The 21,850-nt window shown below is 40.9% G+C and carries 18 protein-coding genes; 10 read left to right on the top strand and 8 right to left on the bottom strand.

Annotated elements, in window-relative coordinates; translation table 11 throughout:
• Window positions 1-100: 100 nt before the first annotated feature.
• A complete protein-coding gene (locus PNC201_RS18785) occupies window positions 101-2,986 on the bottom strand; it encodes an insulinase family protein (protein ID WP_010605347.1) in 2,886 nt (961 codons plus the stop codon).
• 117 nt (window positions 2,987-3,103) lie between these two features.
• Here PNC201_RS18785 and PNC201_RS18780 point away from each other — a divergent pair, with 117 nt between their 5' ends.
• From PNC201_RS18780 to ushA, 3 genes are all read left to right on the top strand, one after another.
• Window positions 3,104-3,526: an MAPEG family protein gene (locus PNC201_RS18780; RefSeq protein ID WP_010605346.1), complete on the top strand. Its 423-nt coding sequence runs from the start codon at window positions 3,104-3,106 to the stop codon at window positions 3,524-3,526.
• A gap of 102 nt (window positions 3,527-3,628) precedes the next feature.
• A complete protein-coding gene (locus tag PNC201_RS18775) occupies window positions 3,629-3,820 on the top strand; it encodes a hypothetical protein (protein ID WP_010605345.1) in 192 nt (63 codons plus the stop codon).
• Window positions 3,821-3,883: 63 nt separating this feature from the next.
• Window positions 3,884-5,473 (top strand): bifunctional UDP-sugar hydrolase/5'-nucleotidase UshA, encoded by a 1,590-nt coding sequence (ushA, locus tag PNC201_RS18770; protein ID WP_102058001.1) that lies wholly within the window; start codon window positions 3,884-3,886, stop codon window positions 5,471-5,473.
• A 50-nt stretch (window positions 5,474-5,523) separates the two neighbouring features.
• Here the strand turns inward: ushA and PNC201_RS18765 are convergent, their stop codons facing one another.
• Together PNC201_RS18765 and PNC201_RS18760 are read right to left on the bottom strand one after the other, a co-directional pair.
• Window positions 5,524-6,450 carry a hypothetical protein gene (locus PNC201_RS18765; protein WP_102058000.1) on the bottom strand — a complete coding sequence of 309 codons (927 nt, stop codon included), beginning with the start codon at window positions 6,448-6,450 and terminating at the stop codon, window positions 5,524-5,526.
• Window positions 6,440-7,177: a PhnD/SsuA/transferrin family substrate-binding protein gene (locus PNC201_RS18760; RefSeq protein ID WP_010605342.1), complete on the bottom strand. Its 738-nt coding sequence runs from the start codon at window positions 7,175-7,177 to the stop codon at window positions 6,440-6,442. Before PNC201_RS18760 ends, PNC201_RS18765 begins: the two co-directional genes overlap by 11 nt.
• 378 nt (window positions 7,178-7,555) lie before the next feature.
• Here PNC201_RS18760 and PNC201_RS18755 point away from each other — a divergent pair, with 378 nt between their 5' ends.
• The 3 genes from PNC201_RS18755 to PNC201_RS18745 all read left to right on the top strand — a co-directional run bounded on the left by PNC201_RS18755 (window position 7,556) and on the right by PNC201_RS18745 (window position 15,021).
• Window positions 7,556-8,416: a S1/P1 nuclease gene (locus PNC201_RS18755; RefSeq protein ID WP_010605341.1), complete on the top strand. Its 861-nt coding sequence runs from the start codon at window positions 7,556-7,558 to the stop codon at window positions 8,414-8,416.
• Window positions 8,417-8,452: 36 nt separating this feature from the next.
• Window positions 8,453-11,545, top strand: a complete 3,093-nt coding sequence (locus tag PNC201_RS18750; protein WP_102057999.1) for a TonB-dependent receptor — start codon at window positions 8,453-8,455, stop codon at window positions 11,543-11,545.
• 197 nt (window positions 11,546-11,742) lie between these two features.
• Window positions 11,743-15,021, top strand: a complete 3,279-nt coding sequence (locus PNC201_RS18745; RefSeq protein ID WP_010605339.1) for a TonB-dependent receptor — start codon at window positions 11,743-11,745, stop codon at window positions 15,019-15,021.
• A gap of 57 nt (window positions 15,022-15,078) precedes the next feature.
• On the opposite strand, the gene PNC201_RS18740 is transcribed toward PNC201_RS18745, so the two are convergent.
• Window positions 15,079-15,549: a MarR family winged helix-turn-helix transcriptional regulator gene (locus PNC201_RS18740; RefSeq protein ID WP_102057998.1), complete on the bottom strand. Its 471-nt coding sequence runs from the start codon at window positions 15,547-15,549 to the stop codon at window positions 15,079-15,081.
• Window positions 15,550-15,661: 112 nt separating this feature from the next.
• On the opposite strand from PNC201_RS18740, the gene hmgA reads away from it, so the two are divergent.
• Window positions 15,662-16,957: a homogentisate 1,2-dioxygenase gene (gene hmgA / locus PNC201_RS18735; RefSeq protein ID WP_102057997.1), complete on the top strand. Its 1,296-nt coding sequence runs from the start codon at window positions 15,662-15,664 to the stop codon at window positions 16,955-16,957.
• A gap of 8 nt (window positions 16,958-16,965) precedes the next feature.
• On the top strand, window positions 16,966-17,592 hold the full coding sequence (gene maiA / locus PNC201_RS18730) for a maleylacetoacetate isomerase (protein WP_199539722.1): 627 nt from the start codon (window positions 16,966-16,968) through the stop codon (window positions 17,590-17,592).
• A 74-nt stretch (window positions 17,593-17,666) separates the two neighbouring features.
• Here the strand turns inward: maiA and PNC201_RS18725 are convergent, their stop codons facing one another.
• A complete protein-coding gene (locus PNC201_RS18725; RefSeq protein ID WP_010373121.1) occupies window positions 17,667-17,897 on the bottom strand; it encodes a TIGR02647 family protein in 231 nt (76 codons plus the stop codon).
• A 60-nt stretch (window positions 17,898-17,957) separates the two neighbouring features.
• On the opposite strand from PNC201_RS18725, the gene PNC201_RS18720 reads away from it, so the two are divergent.
• Both PNC201_RS18720 and PNC201_RS18715 read left to right on the top strand, forming a co-directional pair.
• Window positions 17,958-18,239, top strand: a complete 282-nt coding sequence (locus tag PNC201_RS18720) for a DUF1496 domain-containing protein (RefSeq protein WP_099028603.1) — start codon at window positions 17,958-17,960, stop codon at window positions 18,237-18,239.
• Between the two features lie 32 nt (window positions 18,240-18,271).
• The gene (locus PNC201_RS18715; protein ID WP_017216709.1) at window positions 18,272-18,514 is read left to right on the top strand and encodes a VF530 family DNA-binding protein; all 243 of its coding nucleotides are present in this window, start codon (window positions 18,272-18,274) and stop codon (window positions 18,512-18,514) included.
• Between the two features lie 16 nt (window positions 18,515-18,530).
• On the opposite strand, the gene PNC201_RS18710 is transcribed toward PNC201_RS18715, so the two are convergent.
• The 3 genes from PNC201_RS18710 to PNC201_RS18700 form a co-directional block, all read right to left on the bottom strand.
• Complete coding sequence (locus PNC201_RS18710) at window positions 18,531-19,241, bottom strand: transporter substrate-binding domain-containing protein (RefSeq protein WP_102057995.1); 711 nt, start codon at window positions 19,239-19,241, stop codon at window positions 18,531-18,533.
• A 185-nt stretch (window positions 19,242-19,426) separates the two neighbouring features.
• Window positions 19,427-20,539: an arginase family protein gene (locus PNC201_RS18705; protein WP_010605332.1), complete on the bottom strand. Its 1,113-nt coding sequence runs from the start codon at window positions 20,537-20,539 to the stop codon at window positions 19,427-19,429.
• Window positions 20,540-20,835: 296 nt separating this feature from the next.
• Window positions 20,836-21,615 (bottom strand): DUF2189 domain-containing protein, encoded by a 780-nt coding sequence (locus PNC201_RS18700; RefSeq protein WP_010605331.1) that lies wholly within the window; start codon window positions 21,613-21,615, stop codon window positions 20,836-20,838.
• Window positions 21,616-21,850: the final 235 nt, after the last annotated feature.

Genomic DNA, 21,850 nt, shown 5'->3' with positions numbered 1-21,850 from the left:
GTAATTAATTTCCGTTTATACTTTAGCATTTGCAAAAGCTAATAAAAAAGCTGGGAAACGAATTTTCCCAGCTTTTAATCATCACTGAAATACCGACTGATTATTGTTGGAATTTCACGTTTTTATACATCTGTTCAACTGAATCCAGCTTAGTTTGCTTCGGTAGATCTGCAAACGGTTCAGCTTGGAACTTGGCGCCACGTAATTGAATATTTAATCTAGCAGCATCGGTGTTCATTACAGTTTGCTGATAGTACGCTTTAATATCTTCTAATGTGACCGCTTCAACTGCAGCAATTAGCTTAGCTTCGGAGTCAAACGCCATATTTTCTTTGAACCAATCGCCCAATAACGGTTGTAGTTCTTCAGAAAGATTTTTTGGCTCTTCGGTTAATGAGACTAACACTGCATTTTTTAACTGCTCGAACGTTGCCTGATCTAACGCTGCTAAGTCTTTAGCATATTCATCTTTATACGCGTCAAAGCGAGCTTGCATACTCTTAGCATCTTTTACCGGTGTTTGAATATAGAAGCCTAGCGCTGAATATTCGTCAATAGCAACGCTGGTTGCACCAACCGCATACGCTAACTGCTCTTCGGTTCTCAGACGTTCAAATGCCGCTGTTCTTAAGTGCCCTTGAAGCACCATCGCCGCAGCCTTTTGTGCATAACCTTTGACTGGGTGCACTGCAAAATCGATTACGGCAACATCAGCAACGTCAATGTCTTGCTGCCATACGATTGTCTGCTTTTGCTCTGGCTGCCAATATTTAGCTCGCGCGTACTTGGTCACTTTTTGGCGTTTAGGCAACGCATTATCAAGCGTCTCTTTTACTGTTTGCAAGTCCGTTTTATCGTAGTTGCCATAAGCAAAAACGCGAACTTGGTTATTCGTTAAAATTTGATTTTGCACTTTATCTAGATCGGCCAAAGTCAAAGACTTAGCTGCTGATATCAATGCAGAATCATCATAGCTTCCTGAACGGATAAGTTTTTGATATACACCAAAAGCTTGTCTGAATGGGAATTCTTTTTCTTGGTTTTTAATGCCACGCACGTAACGATCAACAGCCTGGTCAAATGCGCGTTTATTCGTTTCTACACGAACACCTGAGAGCGCATCTTTTAGTAATAATGCTTGTTTATCAGTAAAACCTGAAATATCTAGCATTACCCCATTTGCTGGGGTCAAGCCAAGGTGCATACCAGCGATACTCGCTTCCGTCATCAGTTTTGCTTTATCCAGCCGGTATAGATCGGCCCAAATCGACAGTGCAACCTCAGTTTTGATGTCTTTTAATGCACTTGGGTTATTCAAGTAGATTTTCAGACTGCCTTTAGGCTGCTGGTAGAAGCGCTCACTCGCGGCATGCCAAACCGTTACCCCATCAGCATCAATAACCTTCTGAACGCCCTTTTTCGCATCATCCGCAGATGTTTTCAGTGCGAAGTTTTCAGGTAGCAAGGTATTTACACTAGGAAGTGCTAAATCGAAATTTGCCTCTTCTTTCCATTTATCAAAATCGCTACGCTTTAAGTCTACGATCTGATATTCACCATCATAGAAGTGCAGTTTTGCGTCGGTAGGCTCACCTTTACTGATATACCATACCCGCATTTGCTCAGGTGTAAGTTGCTTCAAGACAGCCTTTACTGCATCAGCATCAAACTGCGCGTAGTAGTAGCTTGCATTGATAGCATGGTTCATTGGGTAATGCTGCATGCTATCTGCAAGGTTACTAACGTAACCAAACTCATCGCCTTTTTCTAAAAACCTAAATTGATTATTTAGCGACGTTTGGATTTCCTTGAAGTAACGGCTATCGACTCCTTTATCACGGATCATATCGATATAATCCAGTACTGTACCTGTGATTAACTCACGTTGCTTTAGGCCTTCATCGGTTAGCTGAATATCAATCTGCAACGTCCCGTAGTTGCCATAACTATTTGGAGTCGCGAATGCACTTAACGATGAGATTAAACCTTTATCTTTTAGAACTTGAGCGGGGCTACCCGCCATTTCATTACTTAGCAGATAAGTAATGAAATAGTTCGGCTTAACCGCAAACGCATTGGCGTTGTTCTTGATAGTAAAATCAAGCTGTAGAGTCTTTACGTCTTCATTCGGTTTATAATGGACCAACTTTTGTCCAACATTATCGAAGTTAAGCGATTGCTTGACCTGTGGCTTCTCGATGTTCTTATTCTTAATTGTCGTAAAGTGCTTTTTCGCTTTTACCACCATCTGCTCAATCGGCTCATTAGAAATCATGGCTAACTTCATGATATTCGCAGAGTAGTACTTATCATAGAAAGCAACAGTCTCTTGATGTAGCTTGCTTCCTTCTTTATCCCCTAACGTTTCTAGATTACCTATAAGGAAACGGTTAGCAGGATGTTCTCCCATCATGTTTCGTGCAAGTTTAAATTGACCAAAAAAGTCCATTTCACGACGCATAGACCACTCAGCATTCACTGCATTTTTTTCTTTTTCCGTGTACTCAGGGTAGAGCTTTGGAGATTTAAAGAAATCGGAGAACCTGTCTAACGCCTCGTCATAGGCATCGTTGTTCACTTTGAACATATAATTGGTAATATCCAACCAAGTGTAAGCATTGTGTGCCCCACCGTTTTTGGTCATGAACTCAGAATAACCTTTGCTGTCTGGATACTTTTCTGTGCCAAGGAACAACATATGTTCAAGATAATGCGCCATGCCCTGCTGTGACATCGGATCGTGTAGTAGACCAACGCCAACACTCAGCGCGGCCGCTGATTTCGATACAGATGGATCTGATACCAAAATAACTTCAATGCCATTTTCTAAGGTTAACGTTTGATATTGCCTATCATCATTAGGACTTACAACCAGTTGCTCTGAAAGAAGATTCTCAGTCGTGCCTGAATGATTAAGTGAAGAAGTTGTACCACATCCAGTCAAAACTGCTAAGGTAAGTGTGCTAATTGCGAATAGCTTTTTCATAAAACAATCCATTATTGTGATAATTACTTTTTGGAACCAGACTATCATCGTCATTCAACTAAGCTTTTGCAATATAGAAATTTTTTGTTTTGTAACACTTCGTAAACTGAGGAGCCTATGCCAACATCCACTTATTTACTGCTCGCCGCACTATTTTTACAAACTCTGCTGACCTTAGTCATCATGGTCATTATGGGTAAACGTCGATTTAAAGCGGCACGAGAAAAACAGATCCAGTTTGATCAGTTCAAAACCATGGCGCTCGACAATGCGCCTGAAAAAGTCATTCTGGCTTCCCGAAACTTTACCAATCAGTTCGAAATTCCCATGTTGTTTTTTGTTGTTTCTCTCGCCGCACTCGCAATGAAACTTGTCACCTTGTGGTTCAGCATTTTCGCCTTACTGTTTGTAATTAGCCGTATTGCACATGCCTATGTTCATATCGGCAGTAATCATATTAGAACGCGTTTTCGCCTCTACCTTGCTGGATGTGCGTTCATTGTGTTGCAGTGGATCACATTACTTTTAACACTTATATAACTAAAAACGATAAAAACGCCATTCGTTTTAACTAATTGTTCTTTAATCTCTGAGTCAATTTGTTAGCATGGCGATGGCAAAAAGAACAACAGGGGCACATAGATGAAACAGGATAATGATATCTGCGATTTTGGACTTCATGCTGGAGAACCGTACTCCACGCTGCCAGCTAGCTTTTTAAACTGGATGATAGAAACAGACCATGCAAAATGTGAGTTAGCAAAGTTTGAACTGGACAGAAGAGTATCTGCGGTGGCACAAAACGCCAGAAAATATAGCAATTTTGAGTGTTAGCACTATTAAAATAATTATAATGATCTAGAATACGCGCATAATTTATCAAATAGCTTCTAAATTATGCGCAACTTACTTATTCTTTCAACCGCTTTGCTATTATCAGCATGCCATTTTTCCTCTCCTAAGCAGTCGCAACAAGCAGAATACCTAACCGTATTACACACCAACGATAATCATGGTCGTTTTTGGCAAAATGAAAAAGGTGAATATGGTATGGCTGCCAGAAAAACCTTAATTGACCAATTAAAGAGCGATGCCGAAAAAGCAGGACATGCCGTTATATTGCTTTCTGGAGGCGATATAAACACCGGTGTACCAGAATCTGATTTACAGTTTGCCGAACCTGATTTTAGGGGAATGAGTAAACTCGGTTACGATGCCATGGCAATTGGTAACCATGAATTTGATAACACTCGAGATGTACTAGCCAAACAAATTGAGTGGGCAAGCTTCCCAGTACTGTCAGCAAATATTCTTGATAATACAAATCAAATGCCAGCATACGAGCCTTACACAATTATTGAACGTGCAGGATTGACCATTGCTGTCCTTGGGCTTACGACAATTGATACTGTTAAAATTGCCAATCCAAAACATGTTCATGGCCTTACTTTTATTGAGCCTTTAACAGCCACAGAAAACTGGGTTCCTAAGATCAAAGCCAAATATCACCCAGATGTTATGATTGCTGTCACACATATGGGCCATTATCACGGTGCTAATCATGGTATCAATGCGCCCGGTGATGTAACACTTGCGCGCCGACTTCCTAAAGGTATGCTTGATTTGATAGTCGGTGGACATTCTCAAGAACCTGTCTGTGTCGACAACAATGGTAACGAGGATACGTCATTCGCTCCTGGCAAAACATGTAAACCAGATAATCAAAATGGTGTTTGGATTATGCAAGCACATGAGTGGGGTAAGTATGTGGGTAAAGCCGTATTTAGGATTGATGGTGATACAAAAACCTTGATTAGCTATAACTTAATCCCTGTAAACTTAAAAGATAAAGCTGGCTCTGTGATTGGTGAAACGATTCAAGAAGATCCGCAAATGCTTGCTTTTTTGAAGCCTTTTCAAGAAAAAGGACAAGCGCAAATTGCTGGTGCAGTAGGATACGTTGATAGTTTTTTAGATGGTCGTCGCAGTACAGTGAGATTTAAGCAAAGCAACCTCGCAGATCTTATCATTAATGCGCAAATGGCAGCTGTCGAAGCTGACTTTGGCATTATCAGCGGCGGCGGGATCCGAGATAGCATAGAACAAGGTGATGTCAGCTACAAAGATGTACTGAAAGTTCACCCTTTTAAAAATCGTATTACTTACATAGACTGGAAGGCCAGAGATCTTATTAATTACTTAAACATTGTTGCTAAATTCCCGCCTGACTCTGGTGCTTACTTACAGTTCCACCATATTAAGTTTGATATCAAGAATGATAAGGTAACCAATATTAGCATTGCGGGCGAGCCATTAACTAACGATAAGACCTATCGTATGAGTGTGAATAGCTATAATGCATCTGGTGGTGATGGCTATCCAAAGATTAATCATCTTCCTGAATATACTGCTACAGATCTAACTGATGCACAGGTTCTAAAAGATTACTTCCAAAAGAATAGTCCAATAAAAGCTATCGATTTATAGAAAGACAATCCAGTAAAGCGGTGTGACTCACCGCTTTACTGACACCTGCTCTATTTACCAATAATATCAACATCAGACTTTTTCACTCCGCTCAGTCCATAACTATGTAATTTGGAACGAGACCCTTCTCCGTGTGCTTTTGGCGGATAAAACAACACCTTTTTTTCTGGGAATGCGTCTAATACTTCGTCTAGTGCAGCTCTAATTTCACTTAGTGTTTTTTCTAAACTATTGGTGAAGTTTGGCCGTTTTCTTATAGTATGACCAAGCTCAACTAAACGATAAAAGTATTTATCCGCGAGATCCAATAACTCTTTTGGCATCTCTTTGTTTTGGTTGAGAATAGTGTCAGGGTTTACCTCGCAAAACTCAACAAGTGCCAAATAAAAGCACAATGGTTTATTGGCTAATTGAACACTGACTAATTTGTTTCTATTCGTTGTTACTGTTTTTGAGTACAAATCAATAACAAGCTTAAATTCCGGCAACTTCTCTAGTGTTTGATTTGAACTTACTTTTGCATCAATACCTTTTCTTCTCACCCAGTTGAACACCGCAACGCCGATAAGCGCCATAATCAGAGGGAAAATATAGGTAAATTTCGGTTTGGAGTCGTCTAATGACACCGCTACATAGAAATTTCTGTGTGGCGCAGACAATGTTAGCACTTCACTTTTTTCACCTTCACCTGCCCCAGACGTATTAATGTCAAGAACAGTTAAACGGGCACCTTGAGCGCCTAACGCAGCATTGAGTGAGTTTATATATTCTCTTAACTCAGTTTCATTACCTGCATAATGTAGAAAAGGATCTGCGACAGGTAAACGATTCATATCAATAGCAACGCGAAGCGCAACCGCTTCTTTTTGTTGCTTCAAAACCCGCTTAGTTTCAATACTTTGAGAAATGTAGAAAATGCCGCTAAACAATAACGCCAAAGCAATAAAAACGGATATATTGCGCTGGCTAACGTCCATCTGCTTCTCCGATAAAGCCATAAGGTGAGGCTTCACATTGCCAGTATCGATCTACCTTATCAAAGTAACTCGATGTTCTTAATTGAGCGACTTGGTTAATAATTCCCTGCATTGCACAAGCTAGATCAGTGTTATTGTTGTTCATCTTTAAATACCATTTACTGCCGCTAACATTATTTGCAATTGGCGTAATGTAATTCTTCGAAAACCGCAACTCGTCTTCTTCGGACCAATAGGAGGCAATAATATCAACTTCACCAGCAGCTAGACGATCGCGGAGCGCTTGATGCGAGCTTAAATAGGTAATATCGAGCGCATTAATATCGATATCTAACTCTTTAAACGCACTTTTTGGTAATATGTGACCAGAGCGACTTGTTGGATAGTCTAGTAAGCCTATTTTTTTATCTAAGAAATAAGATTTAGATAATTTGGGTTTTTCTGTGTTTGAGATAAAAAAGGCGGAATAAGCCGGGTACCCTATAACAGGCTTATAACTATGCGTTGATTCAGCCATCAAAGCCGACATGATATTGTCTTTTGTTAAAATAAGATCGGCAATTCCCTTAGCTAAAAACTCTATTTGCTCAGCGAGGCTTCCTCCCCAATACACTTTCACCTGCCCATATTGTCTAGTGACCACTTCATCTTCACACGCTCTAACTAAAACGTCTAACGCGAGACTTTTAATCGGAACATGTATTTTTAAAGTGTTGATATTGGACACTGAACGCGTTTTGCAAGTATTTGAGTACTGGACAACGGGATCAAGAATAAGAGGCTTTGTCGATATTAATCGAGCCCCTAAAATCCAGCACAATAATGCGCTTATAAACAACAAAGATACAATTGTTGATTTACTAGTCAAAATGTTACTATGTATCACTAATTGGAATAACCTATCCTTTCTTGACCGCTATTAGATCAATTTTCTTTACTCATTGCAATAGGTAATTTTACTAATAAATCATAACACCATGAATTTATTGCTTTATTGACAGGAAATTATGAATCTTATTGAGTCCTTTTATTTTGTTGAAAAATACGGACAATTGGCCTCACTTTTCGGTTGGGAAGATTGTTCCCTTTTCTACAAGAGATACAAATGTTACGTAAAAGCTTGTCATTACTTTTCGCTGTAGGGATGACTATAACGACGTCAAGTGCACATGCCTGGGGTCAAAATGGTCATAGGATCATTGGCGAATTGGCGGAGGCGCATTTAACCGATCAGACTCGCGTTGCGATTCAACCGTTATTAGAAGGTGATTCTCTGGCTGAGATTTCAACTTGGGCAGATGAAATGCGTTCGGATCCAAGCACATTTTGGCGTAAACAATCTTCAAAGTGGCATTACATCAATATCGACAACCCAAAGGCAATGCACGAGCATGTTCATGCCGATTTGAATGACAAAGAAAAAGTAAAACACATCCTAGACGGTATCTACTACTCCATCAATACACTGAAGTCAGAATCTAAGTCAATCGATGAAAAGCGTTTTGCATTTCGTTTCCTAGTTCACCTTGTAGGTGACAGCCACCAACCATTTCACGCAGGTCGCGGTAAAGACCGTGGTGGTAACATGATTAAAGTAAAGTTTTTTGGCAGTGATTCAAACTTACACAGCACTTGGGACACCAAATTAATCGAAAATGAAAATCTTTCATTTACAGAATTTACACGTTTTATTCAAACCACAAATAATGAAATAATTGCTGAATACTTAGATAGCTCGCCAGCAGATTGGTTGCTTGAGTCAAATAATATTGCTGAAAAAGTTTATAACAGCAATGAAACTGAAATAAGTTACGGTTACATTTATAAATATATGCCAACAGTTAAATTTAGGCTGCAACAAGGTGGCATTAGATTAGCCGGCCTATTAAACCAAATTTTCGATAAGGACTCGCAGCCATTAAAAGAAGCATTAAAAAAGACTTCTAATACTGCGAATATAAAATAACTTTAGTAAGTTCTGAAATATACGGGAAACAACAAAATGAATACTCTTTTACGCAAAACTTCGCTGTCTCTTGCTATTGCAGCAAGTTTAGCTGCAAGCGGCTTTGCACACGCAAACGACACAGCTTCTAGCTTAAAAGGTCAAGTAGTAGGTCCTATGGGTAATCCTGCTGCTGGTACAAAAATAACAATTATTCATACCCCTTCAGGCTCCGTAAAAACAGCCACAGTGAATGAAAGCGGTGTATTCTCTGCAAAAGGCCTTCGCGTTGGTGGCCCATACCAAATTATAATTGACTCTGATAAATTTGAAGATACTAGAGTTGATGATGTTTATTTATCTTTAGGTAAAACATACCCAGTTTCAGTTCAACTGCAATCACGACAAGACATTGAGCAAATAGTGGTAACTGGCCGTCCTTTAACTGCACAGTCTGGTGGAACAGGCCCCGCATCTCACTTTTCTCTGGCTGAATTACAAAATAAGCCTGCAATTAACCGCGATTTGAAAGATATTGTACGTACTGACCCTCGAATCTACGTAGACGAAAGCAGTTCAGGCGCTATTTTATGTGCGGGAGGTAACCCTCGGTTCAACAGCTTAACTGTTGATGGTATGCGAATGAACGATAACTTTGGCTTAAATAGCAATGGTTACCCAACTGAGCGGATGCCTTTTTCTTTTGATTCTATTGATCAAGTTGCTGTAGAACTTGCCCCATTCGATGTTCAATACGGTGGCTTTACTTCGTGTAACATCAATGCCGTAACAAAATCAGGTACAAACACATTGACGGGCGGTCTATTTTTTGACTATACCAGTGATTCGCTATCTGGTGATAAAATTGATGGTCAAAAGCAAAATATCGGCGATTATGACGAGAAACGCTACGGTTTTAACGTTGGCCTACCGCTGATTAAAGACTCTCTGTTCCTATTTACCAGCTATGAAAAGTTGGAAGGATCAGAGATCTTCGAATACACACCATTTGCAAATGGAAAAATCAGTCAGGCGAGCATTGACCGTATTACTGCAATAACGCAAGAAAAATATGGTTATGATGCAGGCGGTATGATCCCAAGTATGCCTGTAGAAGATGAAAAACTATTAGTAAAACTAGACTGGAACATCAACGACGATCATCGTGCAAGCTTCGTATATAACTATAACGATGGCTTTTCTTTGTCTCAATCTGATTCTGGTTCTGACAGGCTATCTTTATCGAACCACTTCTATGAACGTGGCGCAGAGCTCAACTCTTTTGTTACTTCAATCTATTCGGATTGGAGCGATGTGTTTTCGACCGAAGTCCGTATTGGTTATTCAGAGCTTGATAACAGTCAATTATCACTAGATCAAGCATCTGGTTTTGGCGAGTTTCAAGTAAATGTTGATGATGTCACTGTTTACTTAGGTCCGGACGACTCTCGTCAAGCAAACAAATTAAAGTACGATAACCTTTCTCTGAAACTTGCAGGTACCTATTACCTTGATGAGCATGAGCTATATTTTGGATATGAACGTGAAGAACTCGACGTATTCAATATGTTCGTGCAACACAACGAAGGTGAATATCGCTTTAGCAGTATTGAAGATCTCAGTAATGGCATTGCGCGCGTTTACTATGGCAATGCTTCATCACATAACCCTGAAGATGCAGCTGGTGAATTTAAGTACGCACTAAATACGTTGTACTTCCAAGATAAGTTCGACTTTATCGATTACGATATGACCATCACGGCAGGCGTTCGTTATGACTGGTATACCAGTGATGACGTACCAGCATATAATCCAAACTTTGAACAGCGCTTTGGCTTTTCAAACCAACAAAATCTGGATGGCGTTGACCTATTACAACCGCGTTTAGGTGTTAACTGGACTTACAATGACCAGCTAGAATTGCGTGGTGGTATAGGCCTTTACTCTGGTGGTAACCCAAATGTATGGATCTCAAACAGCTATTCAAACGATGGTATTCGTAACATCCAAACAGACAAGAAAAACCTTCAGTTGCTAGGCCCAAATGCAATTGCGTTCGTTGGCGACGGTAAAGCTGGTTTCGATATTCCTAAAGAATTATACGATACTATCTCTGCGGGTGGAGCTGATGATAGTACTAACGTAACTGACCCTGATTTTGAAATTCCTTCAGAGTGGAAGCTTTCACTAGGTGCAACTTACGTTACTGAATCTGATTATGTATTCAGTGTTGACTACTTATATACAGATAAACAAGATTCAGCAGTTATCAAGAATATCACATTGGCATCTGATGAAACTGCACCCGATGGCCGTCCAATTTACAACGATAATCTTCATTCTCGCGAATCAGACTTAATGCTAACCAATGTGTCCGGTGATGATGGTTATAGCCATGTTCTATCTTTTGGCATGAACAAGTCATTTGATAATGGTATAGATTTAGCGCTTTCTTATGCATACACCGTTGCAAAAGATGTGCATCCAATGGGTAGCTCTGTCGCGTTTTCGAACTATCACAGAATAGCAACTGCGGATCCGCAAAACCCAGAAGTCGCGACTTCAGATTACGAAGTACCACATCGCGCAACAATGTCTCTATCGTATAAAACTGAACTATTTGATGGCTTAGAAACTCGCTTTAGCCTATTCGGACAGGCAAGTATGACAAACCCTTATTCATACACGTTTGATAACACGGGTATGTTTGGTTACGCTGACGAAAAACGCGACTTGTTGTACGTCCCAAGTGAAGGTGATCAACGAGTGGTCTTCGGTGAAGATTTCGATAAATCTGCGTTTGACTCTTGGGTTAATCGTGAGGGCCTTTCACGCGGTCAAATTCAAGACCGTAACTCGCAAGACGGCGAGTGGTTTGTTACTTTCGATTTAAAAGTTGAACAAGAGTTTGGCGGTTTTGCTGATGGACATAAAGGTTCTGCATTCTTCGTAATAAAGAATGTTGGCAATCTACTTAACGATGACTGGGGCACTTTAGAGCGTGGTACCTCAATGCAAAACGCAGTGACAGCATCTATCAATGACAACGGTCAATATGTGTTTGAGAAGTTCAACAACCCTTCAGGCACTGACTTTGAAATTAAACCATCGTTATATGAAATCCGTTTTGGCGTTAAATATAACTTCTAGATGATAAGTCTTGGTTGAATTTATCACTTTTACGACACGGCTACCTTCTATAGAAGCTAGCCGTGCTACGTCGTAAACCAGCAGATGATTGTGCTTTATAAATTAATCAACATAGTTAGAGAACAGGAGTACTAGATGCTGTTTAAACACATCTAAAAATCTGACTCTCATAATCTACTTACACGGGAAATGAAACAATGAAAAACGTTCGCTTAACTAGAGTGGCCGGCGCACTTGCATTAGCTCTTGGGGTATCAGTCAGCGCATACGCTGCAGATACATCGTCTGCAATGCGCGGTAAGATCACCACCCCAACCGGTGAAGCAGCTGCAAATGTTAAAGTTACAGTTATTCACGAACCAACTGGTACTATAAGCACATTCACTACTAATGAATCTGGTGCTTTCATCGCAAAAGGTCTTCGCGTTGGCGGACCTTACAGAGTAGTACTTGACTCTGACAAATATTCAGATGCCCAACTTGACAATATCTATCTTGAGTTAGGCGACACTCACCGTATCAATAATCAACTTCAACCATTACAGCAAATCGAAAAAATTGAAGTTACAGGCTATAAGCTGGTACAACAAGCTGGTGGTTCAAGCAGCGTATTTGGTGCTGATACCATTGAAAATGCACCTAGTTTCAATAATGACATCAAAGACATTGCGCGCTTAAATCCGCTTGCCAGCATCAATGGAAATGGTGAACTCACGATTGCGGGTAATAACCCAAGAACGAATGGCTTAACCGTTGACGGTATCGGCCAAAATGATGACTTTGGCCTCAACTTTGGCGGTTACCCAACAGCACAACCACCTGTGGCACTTGATGCAATTGAGCAGATCTCAGTTGATACATCACCTTTTTCTGCTAAAAAAGGTAACTTTGGTGGTGGTACAATCAATGCGGTTACTAAGTCCGGCTCTAATGAATATACTTTCACAGGCTTCTATGAGACAAGTACACCAAGCCTTGCAGGTAAGTTAGATAATATTTCCGACGCCAAATATAAAGAAGATGTTAAAGACGCTGATGGTAATGTAATCCACCGTGCTGGCTCAAATATTCTTGATGAAGATGGTCACAAGACTTTCGAAGTGGCAAGCACAGATCCTATCATTACCGAAAAGCGTTTAGGCTTTAGTACCGGTGGCGCGATTATCAAAGACAAGTTATTCTACTTTGTTAACTATAACTCTTGGAAACAAGAGATGGACTTGGACTACGGTTTTGATGGTTCTGGCACCGCAAATGAGTTTGACGTTAGTGAATCTGACTATAACCGCTTTATTTCTGTACTAAATAATGTATATGGTATCGAAGATGAATTCGGTGGTGACCCTGAAGATACTAGTGATAGTGTCCTAATTAAGCTTAGCTGGAACATTTCCGATCTACATCGTGCTGACTTTACTTACCAATGGCAGGATGAAGAGGATGAGAAAGAATTCGCTACAGGTGGTGAAACTATATCTATGGCTTCAAGTCGTTATACTTATACGACTAAGTTCGATAACTTTGCCGCCAAGTTATACTCAGACTGGTCAGATGAATTCTCTACAGAGATAGGCCTTGCGTATAAAAATGTAACCAATGACAGTGTAACCAACTCAGATTTAGGTACTATTGAAGTTTACTTAAACGATGGTCGTGGTGCTGGTTTCCAATTTGGCCGTAACATCTATCGTCATGCCAATGAATCAGAAACCGAAACATTTGCGTTTACACTTGATGCAACTTATCTAATGGGCGACCATGAGATTAACTTTGGTGGTCAATATGAGAGCAAACGTCTTTACAACCTATTTGGCGAAGGTTCGATGGGTAGTTGGACGTTTGGTAGCATTGAAGACTTTGAAAATAAGAAATTATTTTTAAATAGATACGATGACTACCAATTTTCTTACGCCAATGCTTATACTAATGATGTCAATGACTTAGCTTATGATGCAACGCGTGAGCAACTTGCGCTTTACGTTGAAGATAAGTTTTATCTAACAGATGACCTTGAAGTGACGGCGGGCCTTCGTTATGAGCGTTTATCTTCAAGTGACAAGCCTACATTAAATACTGCTTTCCAAGAAACTTATGGTTATACGAACCAGGAAAACTTGGATGGTGCTGATATCGTTCTACCTCGTATTGGCTTTAAATACTATGCTACTGAGTCATTAACAATTAATGGTGGTGTTGGTCGCTTCCACGGCGGTATTCCAAATGTTTGGTTTAACAACCCATTCCAAAAAGACGGCTTAACGCAAGTTGATGCGACACAAGACGCTATCAATAATTACTTTGCAGGCGTAGATCAAGTTGATTTCACTCGCGTGCCTCAGCAAATTCAAGATTCTTTACAGCAAGGTGCTGGCAGCACAGCTTATACGGATCCTAACTTCAAGCTACCATCAAGCATTCGTGCACAGGTTGGGTTTGAATACGAATTTGATTCTGAACTGCTAGGTGACGGCTTCAAGTGGACAGCTGAACTTGCTTACCACAACAAGCAAGACGAAGCGGTATGGCATAACACTTCTATTACGCCAAAGCTTGATGAAAACGGTAACATCGTGCGCTCTGCAACTGGTCGAATCATCTATGATAACAAGTACTCTGGTGAGCTTAGAGATAACTATGACATCATGATGACCAATGCTGATGAAGACGCACGTTCTATTATTTTAAGCACCGCAATTGCTAAAGAGTGGGATAACGGTCTTTACGTTTCTGCAAGTTACACGAATCAAGATGTTGAAGATGTATCACCTGGTAGTGCTTCTCAAGCAGATGGTAACTACAAACACGCAACTACGCACAGCCGTAATGTTGATCTAGTAGGTCGTGGTCACTACGAAGTAGAACATAGCTTCAAGATTAACTTGCGCTACACTACTGAATTCTTTGACGGTTATGCGTCGAAGTTTAACGTGTTCTTTGAACGTAGATCTGGCCGTCCATTTAGCTACACAATGGGTTCATACAATGATTATGACTTGGGAGATACCCGTGACTTTGCAGGTACATCTGCATACCTAGCGTACATCCCATCAGGTCCTGATGATGCGAATGTAAACTGGGAACAGTCAGATTTATCTTGGAATCAGCTAGAAGCCTTGCTTAACCGTGCAGGCATAACTGAGCGTGGACAACTATTAGACCGCAATACGGGAACTCAGCCTTGGGTTACCACTATGGATGTTAGCTTTAAACAAGAAATCCCAGGTTTCTATAAAGAGCATAAAGGCGAACTTTACTTTATGATCGAAAACTTCGCTAACCTACTTAATAGTGACTGGGGTGTAGAGAAGAAGCTAAGTTACTCTGACCAAGCCGTTTATGACTTCGGCGGTTTAGATGACGATGGCAAGCTAATCATCGAGCCACGCTACAACGGTGCTGATGTTCGCAATTACTCGACTATCGATAAAGGCGCGTCAGCATGGCAAGCTAAAATTGGTATTCGTTACACATTCTAATATCTAACACGTAATTAGATAATCTCCCAAAGGCCAACGATCGTTGGTCTTTTTTCATTAATCAGCATTGCTGGTATCACAGTTTGCTAGTCTATTTTGAAGCGTCATTAACAGCCCAATAAAATTTTCTTTCTGCTCATCGCTAAAACAACTAAGTAACTCAGCTTCCCATGCCAATGCAAGCGGCGTTAATGCTTGATAAAGCACTCTTCCTTGCTCTGTCACCGCAATAGTTTTTGCACGTTTATCACTTGGACTCACTAACATCTCGATCAACTCTCTGTCTTGTAACTGCTTAATTGCTCTTGAAACGGTTGATTTATCCATGCTTGCCAATTCGCATATGTGCTTTGCAGTAAGCCCCTCCGTCTGTATTGCGTGAGATAATACTCGCCATTGTGGCTGCGTTAATTCCCCCTTTTGTTCGTAGACGTGCGCAAAGTCATTGCTCACTTTTGTTGACAGTGAAACAAGTTGATATGGCAAAAATTCGTTTATATTCAGCAGCTTTCCATTATTTTTAGACATTATTTCACACTCCCAACTGTCACTATAACTTTACAGAGCGACTAGATGACAAACATTGAAAATACTCTCACATGAGAGTATCTTACTATAAAACACAAAGGAGTCGAGACACATGAGCCAAGAACTTCAATATTTAACTGGATTTGGTAATCAATTTGAAAGTGAAGCACTGCCGGGCGCTTTACCTATTGGTCAATTTTCACCGCAAAAAGTAAAATACGATCTTTATGCAGAGCAATATAACACCACCGCTTTTACAGCGCCTCGTGCTGATAATCGTAGAAATTGGTTCTACCGTATTCGCCCTTCTGTTTTACAAGGTGAATATGAAGCGATGGATAATGGCCTATTACGCACGGCACCAATAACTGAAGCCGTTACCCCCCCTTCCATGTTGCGCTGGAACCCTATCGATATACCACACGAAAAAACAGATTTTATCGATGGCTTAGTAACGATGGCTGCTAACGGCAGTGCCAATGGCCAAAGCGGGATTGGTATTCATGTATATGTTGCTAACGCATCAATGGAAGATCGTTACTTCTATAATGCGGATGGCGAGCTGTTATTCGTCCCACAGCAAGGCGAACTCATTTTACACACAGAGTGCGGAAAACTCGCAATTAAACCAGGTGAGATTGCCGTTATCCCTCGAGGTATCAAATTCAGTGTAGAGCTTTTAAGCGATACGGTGCGTGGTTATATTTGTGAAAACTACGGACACCCTTATATATTGCCTGAGCGAGGCCCTGTTGGGGCGAATGGCTATACCAACGAACGTGACTTTCAATACCCGGTTGCCGCCTTTGAGGACAAAGAAGGTGATTTTGAACTCGTTGCAAAGTTTAATGGTAATTTGTTCCGCTGTGAGATTGGCCACTCACCACTTGATGTGGTTGCATGGACAGGTAATAGCGCCCCATACAAATATGATTTAGCACGATTTAACGTAATGAACACCGTAAGCTTTGATCATCCAGATCCGTCAATCTTTACTGTACTGACTTCTCCATCAGGCACGCCAGGTGTTGCAAACGTAGACTTTGTGATCTTCCCACCGCGCTGGATGGTGGCAGAAAATACATTCCGTCCGCCTTATTATCACCGTAATATCATGAGTGAGTTTATGGGCTTAATTGAAGGGGTATACGACGCCAAAGAACATGGTTTTGTGCCAGGTGGCATGAGTCTACACAACTGTATGTCTCCTCATGGGCCAGAAGCTGATGTATTTGAAAAGGCGAGCAACGCAGAGCTTGCACCACAGCGCTATGAAAACACACTCGCGTTTATGTTTGAGTCACGTTACATTATCTCTCCAACTAAGTATGCTTTAGAAGGCAAAGCACGTCAGCCTAACTATGCTGATTGCTGGAAAGGCATTAAAAAGTACTTTAAAGGAGCATAAAGATTATGTTGAAACTCTATACTTATTTTCGCTCATCTGCAGCCTATCGTGTGCGTATTGCTTTAAATCTTAAAGGATTAGACCACGAGTTAGTCCCAGTAAACTTGCTTAAATCGGAGCAAAACGGCGAGGCATATTTAAGTAAAAATGGTCAAGGATTGCTACCGGCTCTTGAAACTGAGCATGGCGTTCTTGCACAATCTTTAGCGATATTAGAGTGGCTAGAAGAAACCCAAACAGGCCAAGCATTGCTACCACAAGATCCTTGGCAAAAAGCGCAGGTAAGAAACTTTTGCTACGCCATCGCCTGTGATATCCACCCTATCGATAACTTGCGTGTACTTAAATATCTCTCAAGTGAGCTAGGTGCATCTGATGAGCAAAAGAATGAGTGGTATCGCCATTGGGTTATCGAAGGCTTTAAAAAGCTCGAGCCTATGATAGGCGACGGTCAATTTTGCTTTGGCACGGAGCCCACACTTGCGGATGTTTGTTTAGTACCACAAGTGTTTAATGCCCTGCGTTTTAAAGTTGATATGACTGCATTTCCTAAGATCAGTCGAGTGTACGAATATTGTAATACGCTTGATGCGTTTTCTGATGCGGCGCCTGAAAATCAATTAGACGCACAATAAGGCTAGTAAACGATAAGCCAACTAAAAAGAGTGACATGCTAAGCATATCACTCTTTCAATCAAACGAACGTTTGTTATTTCAACGCGCTATAGACATGATCAAAATGGCCAATAAGGTCGTGACCAAGATCAGTCAAATAACCCCCATCGGGGCTGTCAATGACCCCTTTTTCAAATAGCCTCATCGCGGCACCTTGTATACCTTCAGGCGCGCTGCTATGAATTTTTATCCCCTGATGCAAACTATGTCTTGGAAATCTAGCTAGTAAGGTCAACTCATCCAACAATTTTTGGTCTAATGCCATTGTCATTTTTCCTTATTCTTCTATAGTCATTTAACACTCTAGTTCAAAAACCCAAATTTGATGAAGTTTTTAATTTGTTTAATCGCTGTTAATTTGATCTCACTGCCTGTTTTGGCTACAACGCCCGCTGATTTAAGGTTATATGGAGAAATACCAAAGCAAGTCTGTTGGTATGAAGGAAAGTCATATAGCGAAGGCGCACTATTGCTACAGTTTGACATGCTGTTTGTCTGTGCAACGAAAAAGTACAACGAAGACAATGGCAAACTTGTGTGGGTAAAGGCTGACGCGTCTGGGGCACCAATTAGACCTGAAATTTCGGATAAAATTAGGGTAAACTAGGCGTAATATCTAAAGTTATATAGAAGTAGAAGATGACAACCCAAGCAAATAACCCCCTTCACGGTATCAAGTTAGAAGAAATTATTGTAAAACTTGAACAGCAGCTAGGCTGGAAAGAAATGGCAGCCGCCGTAGATATCAACTGCTTCAAAGATAATCCAAGCGTTAAATCTAGTCTCAAGTTTTTGCGTCGCACACCTTGGGCAAGAACCAAAGTGGAGCAACTGTATCTAGATACCTTCCACGGCTTTCAGTGGCCAGATATAAAAAAATAATCCGTTTTCTCTAAGTTTATTTGGCTACATAAAGCACGTTGTAAGTCTCCTGAAGCTTATCAAGAATATGCTTGGGAACATTTTTATTACAGGCTAGATAAAGAGACGTATTAAACTGATCTAATGTATATACCGGCTCAAGTAATTGAGCCGTTTGCTCTTTTGCACTTCGAAACCTAAACTGGGCATCGCTTAATATCACCAAATCAACAAAGTCTTTGCGCGTCTTGAGTAGCTCAAAAACCTTATCAAAAGAATTAATCAGGATAAGCTGTTTCCCTTCTTGAAAACCATGCTCCATTAAAAATTGGTGGCTAAAATTATCTCGGATCACCGCAGTTCGATAAGCTTGAGCATCTTCTAATTTATTCAGCTTGATTTTGCTTTCACGTAGTGCATAAAAAGAGGTGGTAAACGTATCAATTGGAAATACCCAATTAAACTCATTTTCGCGAATGGTATTTCTGGCTGTTGAAAACACACAGGTATCTTCTTTTCTTAATGCGGCATTATAGGCTGCAGGCCATGAAAGTACGTTGATGGTGTAATCAACGCCAGAGTCATCAAGCACTGCCCTAACTTTATCCGCTGAACGCCCAATTAGCTCCCCTTTTTCATTAAGGTATTGGAAGTCAGGAAAGTTCTCAGTGACAATATTTAGCGTATAGGCAAGCGCACTGAAACTCATCAGTAAAATACAAAGACCAAAAGAGTATGCACCCTTCATGAAACTCTCCCCATAGCTACTTGAATAATATAGTCTTAACTTAAAGGTTGAGCAATTTTTAAAGAGATAGAATAGCTGCTTGTGAATGCGGGTGAACCACAACAGATGGGTAACTTATTGAAGTGAATGAGTGATAGACAAAGATGCCTCCGCCTATCACAGTGCTGTTTGGTTATTTAGTTACTTTAGCTATTGTTGATAGCATCAATTAAAAACGCACTCAGCTTAGCGCCTTCTTTAAGCGTGGTTTCTGAGCTCGTTTGTCCAACAAGAGAGCTGTCGGTAAATGGGGCTATTTCCATCATGTCTGCACCTGTGATTTTAAACTCACCACGCAGAGCTTGTAGAATTAACATCGCTTCGTCTGGAGTCATACCGCCTGCCTCTGGAGTGCCCGTTGCAGAAGCAAACTCTTCATCAAGTGCGTCAATATCGAAGCTGACATAAAGCTCTTCAACATCATCAGCCTTTAACTGCGCAATAACCTCATCAACTATCACTTGTGCACCACGTTCTCTGATCTCATGAGCCCAATGCTGCTTAACGCCGAATGTAGACTCCCAATGAGATTTGGGTTTGCCACTAGAGCGGATCCCAAATTGCACTAAGTGGTGGGGTGCAGGTAAAAACTCTAGGATATGCGTACACCAAGAGCCGAAGCATAAATCGATACCTAAGCGCTCAACAAGTAAATCCGTGTGAGCATCAAAATGGATAATCGCTGTTTTTACACCACGAGCACGCTTTGCTTTAAGATACGCTTTTGTTAACGGGTAGCTGATTGAGTGGTCACCACCAATACCGAACACACCTTTATTTGGGTAATTTTCGTAAAAGCCATCGCACACATCTTCTGTAATAGATAATGGTGACACGTAATATTCGCTCTCAGGGTCAGCATAAAGTGCCTTTTGACAGTTACTGATCGTGCTCTCGTTTAAATATTTGTCGTGTAGTAAATGTGGAATAACACGCACATCGCCAAGGTCAAACGCGCTCGTTTGCGGCTGTTGCTCTATTAATGTCGAACGCAAAAATAACGGGCCCCAGTTGGCGCCGCGTAAAATACCACCGCCACAATCTGAACTGATCCCAAGAATTGCCGCTTTATGTTCACTTTCGCCCAATTTCTCCAGTGACGCTTTCCATAAAGTATCGACTCCTTCTGTTTGTCCATATAGCTTTTGTCTTAGCGCGTCTTTTCTTTCTTTCGCTGTGTTTACTGTAAACACACCATCTCCCGGTGGGCATAAACAGTGCTCAAGTTTTTTATGGAATTGTTTTTTGCTCTCAGACATCGCTATCCCCTCTTATATGCATAATCATGCGACCCAGAAAAATCTTCCCTATTGCGCTTTATATATTGCGAAACACTCAAAATACGATTGGCTTAAAATGAGTAAAAACGACAAATTAAAAATAAAAATCCTTATAAATCAAAAGACTTGCTTGATCTCTAACTTCGTTTTCGAAAGACATTGACTGTTCATTAGGTCGTTGTTGCAGCACATATAACAGGTTCAAATAAGAAGTCAACCGCAGTACCAACAATGCTCATTGATGCTACGGTTGTTTATTCATAGAGGGTGTTTAGTTATTCGTAGTGGCGTGGCACTTTTGTTTTAATTACAGCGATATAGCCATGCCAACTTGCGTACGCTAGCAGCGGCATAATAACGATAAACCCAGCCGTTCCAGTTGCAAACCCAAGCATCACCAAGAACACTAAGATCCCACACCATACCACCATAGCGCCGACATTTTCTTTCACAGCATGCATTGAGCTTATTACCGCAGTCATAATATCCACTCGGCGCTCCATCATTATTTGTGGCGTAAACGCTGAGATTGCAAATACACACACCAATAAAATGCCTCCCACTATCGAGCCGAGTGCTAAAAATGCCGAAAGCTGTTCAAACGTAGGATTCGGAACATTTGGATATAATGCATGGATAAGCGCCGCTAAGCGCATCCAAACAATCATAATGACCATCAGTAACACCGCAAAACCCCACTCGCCAGCGGGATTACGAAACATTGATTTAAGACTATGCGTTAACGTTGGTTTATGGCCCTTTTCCAACTCCCACGCAACATCATACAAGCCAGCTGCGAAAGCAGGTCCAATAAGCGCAAAGGCGACAGCGGCAGGCAGAATTACCAAGTGGGTACCCGATTGGTACACTAACCACATGATAAAAGCAGGTATTAGGGTAAAAATAAGTCCATACACTAGGCTAAGTAATGGTGCATTCGCAATATCTTTAAATGCTAATGCAAGCCAGTGAAACGGTGCCAAGGTTGGAACTTTGTTGCATTCAAAGCAACGCGCAAATTCGTTATCTTTATTTATAGAATGTGTAGCAGGCATAACCATTCCTCATTGTTGCTCTCATGTTAAGGTTTAGTGGAACATCGACAATCCCGCAAGCTATCCTGAGCTATAATACCAACTGCGTTAATTCTCTAACCAATTTAACGGGTAAAATATCATACAAGCTTCGTTCAAAATTTCTTATTTAGAACAACTAAATAGCAAAATTTTGCCTTGCCTATATGGATTTAGTTGCCAAAGCGGTAGCAGGACGCGAGAGCGGTGCTACTAA

The sequence above is a fragment of the Pseudoalteromonas sp. NC201 genome (assembly GCF_002850255.1).
In the GTDB taxonomy this organism is placed as follows: domain Bacteria; phylum Pseudomonadota; class Gammaproteobacteria; order Enterobacterales; family Alteromonadaceae; genus Pseudoalteromonas.
The sequence above is the reverse complement of the archived record's forward strand: the minus strand, read 5'-3'. Positions and strand labels throughout refer to the sequence as shown.